The sequence below is a fragment of the Verrucomicrobiota bacterium genome (assembly GCA_016871535.1).
In the GTDB taxonomy this organism is placed as follows: domain Bacteria; phylum Verrucomicrobiota; class Verrucomicrobiia; order Limisphaerales; family SIBE01; genus VHCZ01.
In genome coordinates this window covers 1-8,791 of record VHCZ01000253.1, presented here as the reverse complement: position 1 = coordinate 8,791, position 8,791 = coordinate 1, and the positions used below count along the sequence as shown (strand labels likewise).

Annotated in this window: 6 protein-coding genes; 1 reads left to right on the top strand and 5 read right to left on the bottom strand. The window is 61.1% G+C overall.

Annotation, left to right across the window (positions count from 1 at the left end):
- From FJ398_22780 to FJ398_22760, 5 genes are all read right to left on the bottom strand, one after another.
- A partial coding sequence (locus tag FJ398_22780; protein MBM3840733.1) for an inorganic phosphate transporter occupies positions 1-1,089 on the bottom strand: 1,089 nt, incomplete at its 3' end.
- A gap of 98 nt (positions 1,090-1,187) precedes the next feature.
- Complete coding sequence (locus FJ398_22775; protein ID MBM3840732.1) at positions 1,188-1,493, bottom strand: winged helix-turn-helix transcriptional regulator; 306 nt, start codon at positions 1,491-1,493, stop codon at positions 1,188-1,190.
- Between the two features lie 87 nt (positions 1,494-1,580).
- On the bottom strand, positions 1,581-1,856 hold the full coding sequence (locus tag FJ398_22770; protein MBM3840731.1) for a hypothetical protein: 276 nt from the start codon (positions 1,854-1,856) through the stop codon (positions 1,581-1,583).
- Positions 1,857-1,910: 54 nt separating this feature from the next.
- Positions 1,911-3,719: a hypothetical protein gene (locus FJ398_22765; GenBank protein ID MBM3840730.1), complete on the bottom strand. Its 1,809-nt coding sequence runs from the start codon at positions 3,717-3,719 to the stop codon at positions 1,911-1,913.
- Positions 3,720-4,101: 382 nt separating this feature from the next.
- On the bottom strand, positions 4,102-5,685 hold the full coding sequence (locus FJ398_22760) for a hypothetical protein (GenBank protein MBM3840729.1): 1,584 nt from the start codon (positions 5,683-5,685) through the stop codon (positions 4,102-4,104).
- Positions 5,686-5,821: 136 nt separating this feature from the next.
- Here FJ398_22760 and FJ398_22755 point away from each other — a divergent pair, with 136 nt between their 5' ends.
- Positions 5,822-8,341: a hypothetical protein gene (locus FJ398_22755; protein MBM3840728.1), complete on the top strand. Its 2,520-nt coding sequence runs from the start codon at positions 5,822-5,824 to the stop codon at positions 8,339-8,341.
- The last annotated feature ends 450 nt before the right edge of the window (positions 8,342-8,791 follow it).

The window sequence follows — 8,791 nt, the reverse complement described above, 5'->3', positions numbered from 1 at the left end:
CGCCGACAGAATTGCGGCGCAGGGCAGGGTGACGACCCACGAAGCCAGCACGCCGAGCACCGGTTTCCACTTCGCTTGACGGGTGACAATGCCCATGCCGAGCAGCGAGCCGACGCTCACGTGCGTCGTGCTCACCGGCAGACCGCTGAAGCTGGCCGTCGCTACCAGCAGAGCGGTTGAGAGGTTGGCGGCAAAGCCCTGGCCGGGATTCATGCCGGTGATTTTGTGGCTCATCGTCTCGGCAACCTTTCTTGCGTTGAACACACCCCCGATGGCCATCGCCGCCGCCACACTCAGAAAGCCCCAGCGAATGTCAAAAGCGCCCGCCACGAGCAACAGCGCAACAATTTTGGGCGTGTCGTTCAGCCCGCGCGCGAAGCCCACCGCGCCCGCGCTCAGGAAATGCAACGTGTCCAACACTCGGCCCGCATTCAATCCGAGCACAGTGCCCGCGTAGCGCTGCGTGCAAGCGGACGGGTCGTCCACAGACACGGAAAGCACCGGGAAAGTCTGCGCCGCGAACAAACCGTTCGGCTGGGGTAAAGGCAAGACTCGTTTTTCAACGCCAACACAGACACACATCTCTTTGGTGACACCGAATCGAAGCCGAGCGAAGCGGAAGATCAAATAGACGACCGCGCCCAAAACCATGGCCAGCAGCGGGCTGAACAGCAGGGGCGCAACGAAAATCTTCCCCAGCACGGCGAAATTCACCCCGCGGCCGGCTCCGCCCAACCCCGCGCCAATCAAGGCGCCCGTCAACCCGTGCGTGGTGGAAATCGGAAAGCCCAGCAATGCGGCCAGAATCACCGTCGCTCCCGCGCCCAACGCGACGGCGAGAATGAATTGCGGCGACGCGGTGAGCGCATCGGGCACCAGACCGCGTCCAGAAAAGTTCTTGAGCAACGACTGCCCAAGCAACAGGGCAGTGAGGCTTCCGGCGAAGGTCGTCAAGGTGGCCCAAGAAATGGCGGCGCGATACCCGCAAGTGCGGCTGCCAAAGAGACTGGCCACACCTTTGAAGTTGTCGTTCGCCCCGTTGGCATACGCCACGAAGCAACCTGCCAGAACGATGAATAGGGTGAGCATTATGGGAGCCGGGATGTTCATTTGGGGCGCGGAAAGATGCGCATTTGGGCATATATGAACCGCCGGCGTCAACTCTTATTCCACGGCGGAGAGAATGGCTATTCGGGCTGCCCGTCGAAGCGAAACGTGCAGCAGCCGAGGTCGAGAATGGTTTCGTTCTTGGACAAGCGCCGGCGAAACTCGGGGACGATGTCGCATTCGACGTGGCGCCCGTGACGCTCGCCCTCGATGATGCCGGCATGGCGAAGGATTTTGAGATGCTTGGAGACGTTGTATTGCGAAACGCCCAGCCGCTCGACGAGATCGTTGACCGTGAGCGGTTCAGCGAGCAGCTCACGCACAATGCGCCAGCGCGTTTCGTCCGCCAGCGCTTTCAGCCATGAAATGCAGGGTTCGGAAGGCATAACGAGCCGTTTCGATCTACATTCTGGCCGATTCTTGCTGTTTTGTCAGCAGCAACGTTCCTCGCAACCCTGGACTTTGGGGCAGAATCAGGTTGGGATTCCAGCCGGGAGAATGCGTGTACGGAGCAGAGAGGACTGCCGCAGTCCAAGACGCTCGCGTGTGGATGGAAGCGTGCCCTGTTTCATGAACCAGGTCGGGCGAGTCCGTCCCGGCGAGCCGCTCGACGTGCTTGGAACACGTGCGACTGGGCTCGCTGGGGACAGGCTCGCCCTACCGTTCGGTTCATGGGAGCAGTCACGATTTCCGAACCGCGCATTGGGACCATGAACCCACTCCTTCCCCTCCCAGGATGGGACTTTCATTCGGCGTCGCAGCGTCCAGTTCCCCTCCTGGGAGGGGCGACGGGGTGGGTTGGTTCAAGGGAAGCCACTCTCGCTGTCGGGAACATCGTCCTCAAACCAGCGCTTGAACCACTGCACGGCGGCGGCTCGTGCTTCGGGCGGAAAATCGTGATCGCCTGCGTACCAGTAGTAACGCACGCGATTGGCGTGGCCCAGGGCGCGATACACCGCGCTCACCGCCGCGCAGTTTTCCTCCTCCATCGGGCGGCGCTCGCCAGCGGCCTGACCTACGAGCAGCGGCCTTGGCGGCATCAGGGAAGTCAATTCGTAAAACGTAACCGGCAAAGGCAACGTGTGGTCCAGCACGAATGGCCGGAGCGCAGGCATCGACTGGCTGTTGCCGCCGCCTTTGGGCACAGCCCAGTGCATCCCGTGGTGCAGAAAGTCGGAGACCGGTCCGTTGGCGACTGCGACTTTGATCCGGGGTTCCAACGCCGCCGTAAAAATCGTGCTGTGCCCGCCGTAGGAATGCCCGATCATCCCGATCTTCTCCGGATCGACAAAATCCAGCGTCTGCAAGTAGTCGATGGCGCGGGAAGTGTCCCAAATATCTTTGCCGTGAATCGACCAGTCCGGAAACTGTTTGTAGAAGTCGGTCGTGTCGTAAGGGCGGCGGCCCGGTTTGATGCGCTCGCCGTCGCGGAGATAATCCGCCGCGAAAGCGACGAATCCGGCCTCCACCATGTCGAGGGCAAAGGCATGATTCCGCTGCGGCGGGGTGTTAGGGGCGCGACCGGACAAGCCCACGGTGGTTTCTTTGCCGGCGCCGCTTGTCGTGCCGTAAAAGCAAATGACCGCCGGCGCACGCGGGAGACGCTTCTTGGGGATCAGCAAGTAGGCCGGCAGGCGGTCGTCGGATTGGACCTGGATGGACACCTTGCGGCGGACGTAGTCGCCGCAGTCTTCTTCGGAGAGGATTCTCGGATCGAGCGGGACTTTCTCTTTTGGGAACGGGCCGAGGATTTTCATCGCTCCCTCGAGAATGCGCTGACGCTCTTTGGGCCAACTGGCTGCGCTGGGCGGCGTCTTCCGAAGACCGGCATGCGGATGCGCATTCATCTCCCGCAAAAGGACCGGCTCGCCAGGCCGCGCGGGATTGTATCGGTCGCGATTGGCCAGGAAGTTCCTTTTGATGTCTTCCGCCGATACTTCCTCATCGACAATCCACACCTGACCGACCAGGCCACCCAACGGCATCGCCAGCCGAACGGGTTCGCCGGCGGCGGTGTCGCGGAAAGGCCAGATTCTGCCGCCGGTGACGGCGTGTTCGTCGGTATGCACCCGCGTTCCGTTCAAGTAGAACTTCTGGAAGCCTCGCGCGTCCTTCACGACGGCCAGTTGGTTCCAGGAATCGAAGGCGACTTCGTTCACCGTAACGTGCGCGAACGGCATGGAGCCATTTCCGTTGATCGTGCCGAGGAGAAACCCTCGCTGGTCCGTGCCGAGCACGAAATTCACCCAGTTGGTCGCGGGACGAAAGAATCGTTCGCCGAGCGGGCCGATTTCCGGAATGTCTCGAAAGAAGAAATATTGCTCGCCGCTTCGCCTTGGAAAAAACCAGCCGCCCACGGTCATGGCCTGAATTCCATCGAGCGCTCGCGAAAACTCGACTTCGGAGTATTGGAGAGCGGTCGTGAATTCCAGCGCGCCCCCGAAGCGCCCTTGAATCCGTTTGGCGCCGTGGAACAGCTTGACGTTTGGTTCGTCCTTCTCGAAGTCGAGGAAGAGGGCGGCGCTCCGTGGATCAATCTCAGCCTGGACCGCGAACGCCAGGGCAAGCCCTCCCAAACCATGCAGCCATAGAGCAAGGCCAAACGGTGTCATACTTTTCCCGGCAGAATCCCAACGGGATTCCACCGCAAAGCCCAGGGTTGCGAGGCACGAGCTACCCCTGGGAATAGGGGGAACACGGGCTCAACCCAGCAATTCTCATTTTGGCGACAGACGGGAGCGCGCAGCTTGCACGTAGTCCCGGCTTTAGCCGGTTTTGTGCGCTGGCCGGCTAAAGCCGGGACTACATGCAGATCAAAACGAGAATTGCTGGGTTCAACCCCAACGGGGTTGCGTCTTAGGCCAATCGAAGAGGCGCAACCCCTTTGGGGTTGGTTCCTTCGCGTTCGCTTTACCCAGGGTAGCTCGTTCCTCGCAACCCTGGGCTGGAGGGCACAATCCCCTTGGGATTGGCGCTTAGATCCGAGTAAGGCTTTCATTGCTCAACTTTCACCGTGCCGAACCGGATGACCGGTCGGGCGGCGTATTCCTCGTAACGCTGCGCGACGCCGCCGCGAATCGCGTCCTGGCCGTGCACCACGATTCGGTAGCGCAAGCGCAGCGTGGCTGCGGGCTCCAACGTGTAAGGTGTTTCCATGTTGAACGCGGCGCCGGCCCAGCCGTCGTTTCGGCAATGCCAGCCGGTCGGAGCATTCGGGTTGTCGGGATGATCGAGGAGGGCGATGCCTGCCCACCGGCCTTGCGCGATGGGGCCGGATTGATCGATCCAATGAGCGCGTTTCAAGTGCGCGCGCTGTTCGTTCAGATCGCCCTTGGCATTCCGGATTTCGCCTGCGCCATCGAACACGGTCATGGATTGAGCCACGCGTGCCGCCAGAAATCCAAAACTGGTTTTCCCGAAGGTCACGGGCTTTGCGCCCGCCGGAGTCAGGGAGAGTTCCACGTCAATAATCCGGAAGTCGTCTCCGGACTGGTAAATCGTGAAGCTGCGGCGTTCGCGCAGTTGTCCTTCTCCTTGATTAAGCCAGTGTGTCTTTTGGGCAAGCCGGCAAAAAATCGGCCCGTCTTCCATCAACTCCAACTGTTCGTGGGCGATGACGCCGCCGCGTTCTGACCAGAAATCGAGTCCATTGACGCTCGCGTGGGCAATCCAGAGCGAATAATGGTGCGCGTGGCTGCCGGTGGGATCGTGCGGCTTGCCGAATTCCGTCAGCGAGATGCCATCGGGGCCGTTCACGGGATAAAAGAAAGGCCGGCGAATGCTCGGCGTCGCGGAGGCAAGCGACGCCGGAGGCGGGCCAAGGCGATACGAGGTGACCAGTTCCTTGCCGTCGAAAATGTGAATCACGCCGTCCAGGGGCCAGTGCGGGCGCAACTGCATTTGGGGAAACCAGCGAACCGGCGTCGCTCCGCCTTGTTCATCGAAAGCCCGAAGATTCTGCGGGGGGAAAGGCGCCTGGATCATTTTGCCCTTCTTCGGGACGCCAAATTTCAAAACAAAGGAAGCCTGGCCATGGGTTGCTGCGCGAACAATCCAATTCAACTCCCCCGTGACCTTGATTGCGTCGGGCGTTTCGCCGGCGGCGTATTCGCCGAGGTAACTGACATTCGGCGGTGTGTCCGGAAGCGCGCGGCGAGTTTTGGGGCGGGGTTGATCTTGCGCGCTAAATTGGAATGGAATCTCTTCCTCTTTGGCGCCAGGGCCCACGCGGAACAACCGCAACGAGCGCTCATCAACCGCTCCAGACACGTTGGCCTGTGCCAACCGCTCAGAGAAATCCACCTGACACTGGACCGGGACGAATTCTGCCTGCGATGGGATTCCGGTCACTTGAATCGAAGTCGAGAGCCAGCGGTGGGAGTCTGACGCGGGTTGGGTTTGTGAAGCCGCGTAAGGCGGTTGGGCTTCTTGGGGCCTCGGGCTTTTTTCGGCGCCTTGCACTCCGCCGGGTAGAAGCAGAAGATGGACGCAGAAGGTGATAGAGAGGACAGAAGGGACAATCAGGCCGGAAGGCGGAAGCGGACGCCTCTGGAGCTGGCAAAATCCCATTGTTGCCATGGGGCTAATCAGATAGAACCGCGCCGAGCAATCGTCAACGAAGGAACCGGAGGACTCCAGTTATCAAAGGTCGAGACCCGGATGAACCGAACCGCTTGTCGCGCGGTCAAAGCGAGTAGCCATTCAGCCGACAAATATGAGTGCACACCGATCTTCGACGCAGTCCCTTCCAATGAACCGGCATTGGTTTGTAGTCCCGCCTTTAGGCGGCCCCGGCGCACCGGACCGGCTAAAGCCGGGACTACATGCTGGGCGTGGTTCATGGGCCCTGTGCATGGTTCCGAGATCAAAGGAGCTTCCCCTGAACCTGACGGTAGGGCGAGCCTGTCCCCAGCGAGCCGAGTCGGACGTGTTCCAAGCACGTCGAGCGGCTCGCGTGGACGGACTCGCCCTACCGGGTTCATGGGCCGAGTGCGGGTCCGAAAGGCACAGGACCCTTCCCATGAACTCGGTAGGGACGGATGGGCTTCCCAAGCCCCGCCATGAGTCTCCCCAGAAAGAACTTTCGCCTCGCGAAATGCGGACCACTCCGTCCCTGACTTTGCTCCGCGGTCGAAAGTGCAATTTCAGGGACGCGGTGGAACGCGTCCTTACCCGTTCGTGGGCTGCATGCCTGCTTTTGCTCGGCGGCGCGTATTTCCTCATCCTCCTGCCGGTTTCCGCGGCGCCGAAAGGTCCCGATGTCAAACACGCGCCCCAACAGCCCAAATCAAACGAACCCGTCCGCATCACTGCCGATTTCAAGAGCCAGCCGAAGCCAAAACAACTGGAGCTGCAGTATCAAATCGTCGATCCGGGAAAGTATATTGCGTTCAATGATCCCGTGTTCAAAGCACAGTGGACTTCCGCCCGGATGAACGATTCGGGTGAGAACGGGGACTCGGCGGCCGGGGACGGCGTATTCACGGTCGAATTGCCTTCCACGATCCAAAAGCACCGCCGCCTGGTCCGATATCGAATCGCGTCGCCCGACGAGAAGAAGGTCGTCGCGCCCGAGGCGGACGACGAACAAACGAACTTTGCCTATTTCGTCTATGACGGCGTTCCATCCTGGCGCGGCGCGATTAATCCGCGCAGCAGCGACGCCAAACTCCGGGAGGCCGTGACGTATCCCGGCCAGATTCTGCAACGCGTGCCCGTCTATCATTTTCTCAGCCACAAGGCCTCAGTGGAGAACGCGACGTGGAACGAGCGCGGTGGGTTTGGCTCCGGCAGCCGGCACGAATACCTTTACACGGGCACGATGGTCTATGACGGCGCGGTGTACGATCACGTAAAGTTCCGCGCCCGCGGCGGTGTCTGGCGCCACGCCATGGGCAAAAATATGTGGAAGTTCAATTTCCTGGGCGGCCATCGATTCCGGGCGCGAGACAACTACGGAATCCCGTACGACGCCAAGTGGGACAAACTGAATCTCGGCGCGTGCATTCAGCAAGGCGACTTCGGCATGCGCGGAGAGCAAGGTATGTTCGAAGCCGTGGGCTATCGGCTGTTCAATCTCGCCGGGACCGAAGGCCCGCGCACGCATTGGGTCCAGTTGCGGATTATCACCCAGGCCGAAGAAAGCCCGGCGGACCAATATGCCGGCGATTTCTGGGGCCTGTACCTCGCGACCGAAAACGTAGATGAGCATTTTGTGAAGGAACACGATTTGCCGGCCGGGAACGTGTACAAGATCGAAGGGTACCAGGGCAAACTGGCCTCCAACGGCAACCCCGCCGTGGCCAATGGGTCGGATGTGAATGAATTCCTCCGCGCCAGCATGCAGCGCCAGCAACCCGACGCCTGGTGGTTGCAGAACGTGGACCTGGCCCGCTACTACAACTACCGCGCCATCGTCGAGTGCATTCACCATTACGACATCGACGCCGGCAAAAACTATTTTTACTACCTGAATCCCGCGACGCGAAAATGGATCGTGATTCCGTGGGACGTCGATCTGACCTGGGGCGACCACATGCACGGCGGCGGCTACGATCCGTTTTTCCGGACCGGCCTGCTTTCGCGCTCTCCTTTCAAGCAACAGTACCAAGACCGGCTGGCGGAGATTCGGGATCTGCTTTTCAACCCCGAACAACTCAATCTGTTGATCGACGAACACGCCGCGATGATCAGCGACCCCACCGGCCTGCTGTCCATCGTCGAAGCCGATCGCGCGAAATGGGATTTCCATCCCGTGCTCGCGTCGTCGCGCGTGATGCCCTCCAAGGCCGGGCATGGGAAGTTTTACTTCGGCGAGCCGCGAAGCACGTTTCGGTCGATGGTGCAATACATGAAGACCTACGCGGCGAAACGGATGACGTGGATCGACCGCCGCCTTCTCTCGGACTTCCAACCGCCATCCCCGCCGAAGATTGCGGGCGCAGGGCCGGGCCAGTTCCGGATCGAATCCAATCCCGAAGATTCAGGAAGCAGCGTTTGCCGCTGGCGCCTGGCGGAAGTCACCGACCCGGAGAGTCCGTCCTTCAATCCGCGCCAGCCCTGGAAGCACGAAATCACCGCGCTCTGGGAGAAGGAACTGAAGAGCGACCAGGCTGCTGAGGCGCCGGCGAATCTGCTCAAGCCGGGCCATGCCTATCGCGTTCGCGCCCGTTGGCAAGATGCGAGCGGCCGCTGGAGCAGGTGGTCCGCGCCCGTCCAGTTCACCGCGCCCTGAGGTGAGAGCGCGCTTGGAAAACGCCCCTGGTAGGGCATCGCTGCCGCGATGCCGAAATCTCCATCGGCACGCGCAGCAAAGGTTCCATCAAGCCAGACGCAGGTTGCTTCCTAGAGAAAGGAGGCGCCGCGGCAGCGCCAGGCAGCCCCGCCCTGCATCAGCCCATGAACCGGGGCGAGCCCGTCCCGGCGAGCCCCTCGTGCGTCTGAAGCTCCGTTTGAATTGCGGCTCGTTGAGGACAACTCGCCCTACCGATGTTAAACAGATAATTGAAGCTAAGAGCTTCCGGGGACTGCCCGCCGGCCTACGTTTCGCGTCATGGGCATCATCACGATCGATTCGGCAACGCCATCACCAACATCAGCCGTGACGATCTCGCTTCGTGGGCCAAAGCGCCCTGCGCACGGCGCATGAACCGGGTAGGGCGAGCCCGTCTCGGCGAGCCGCTCG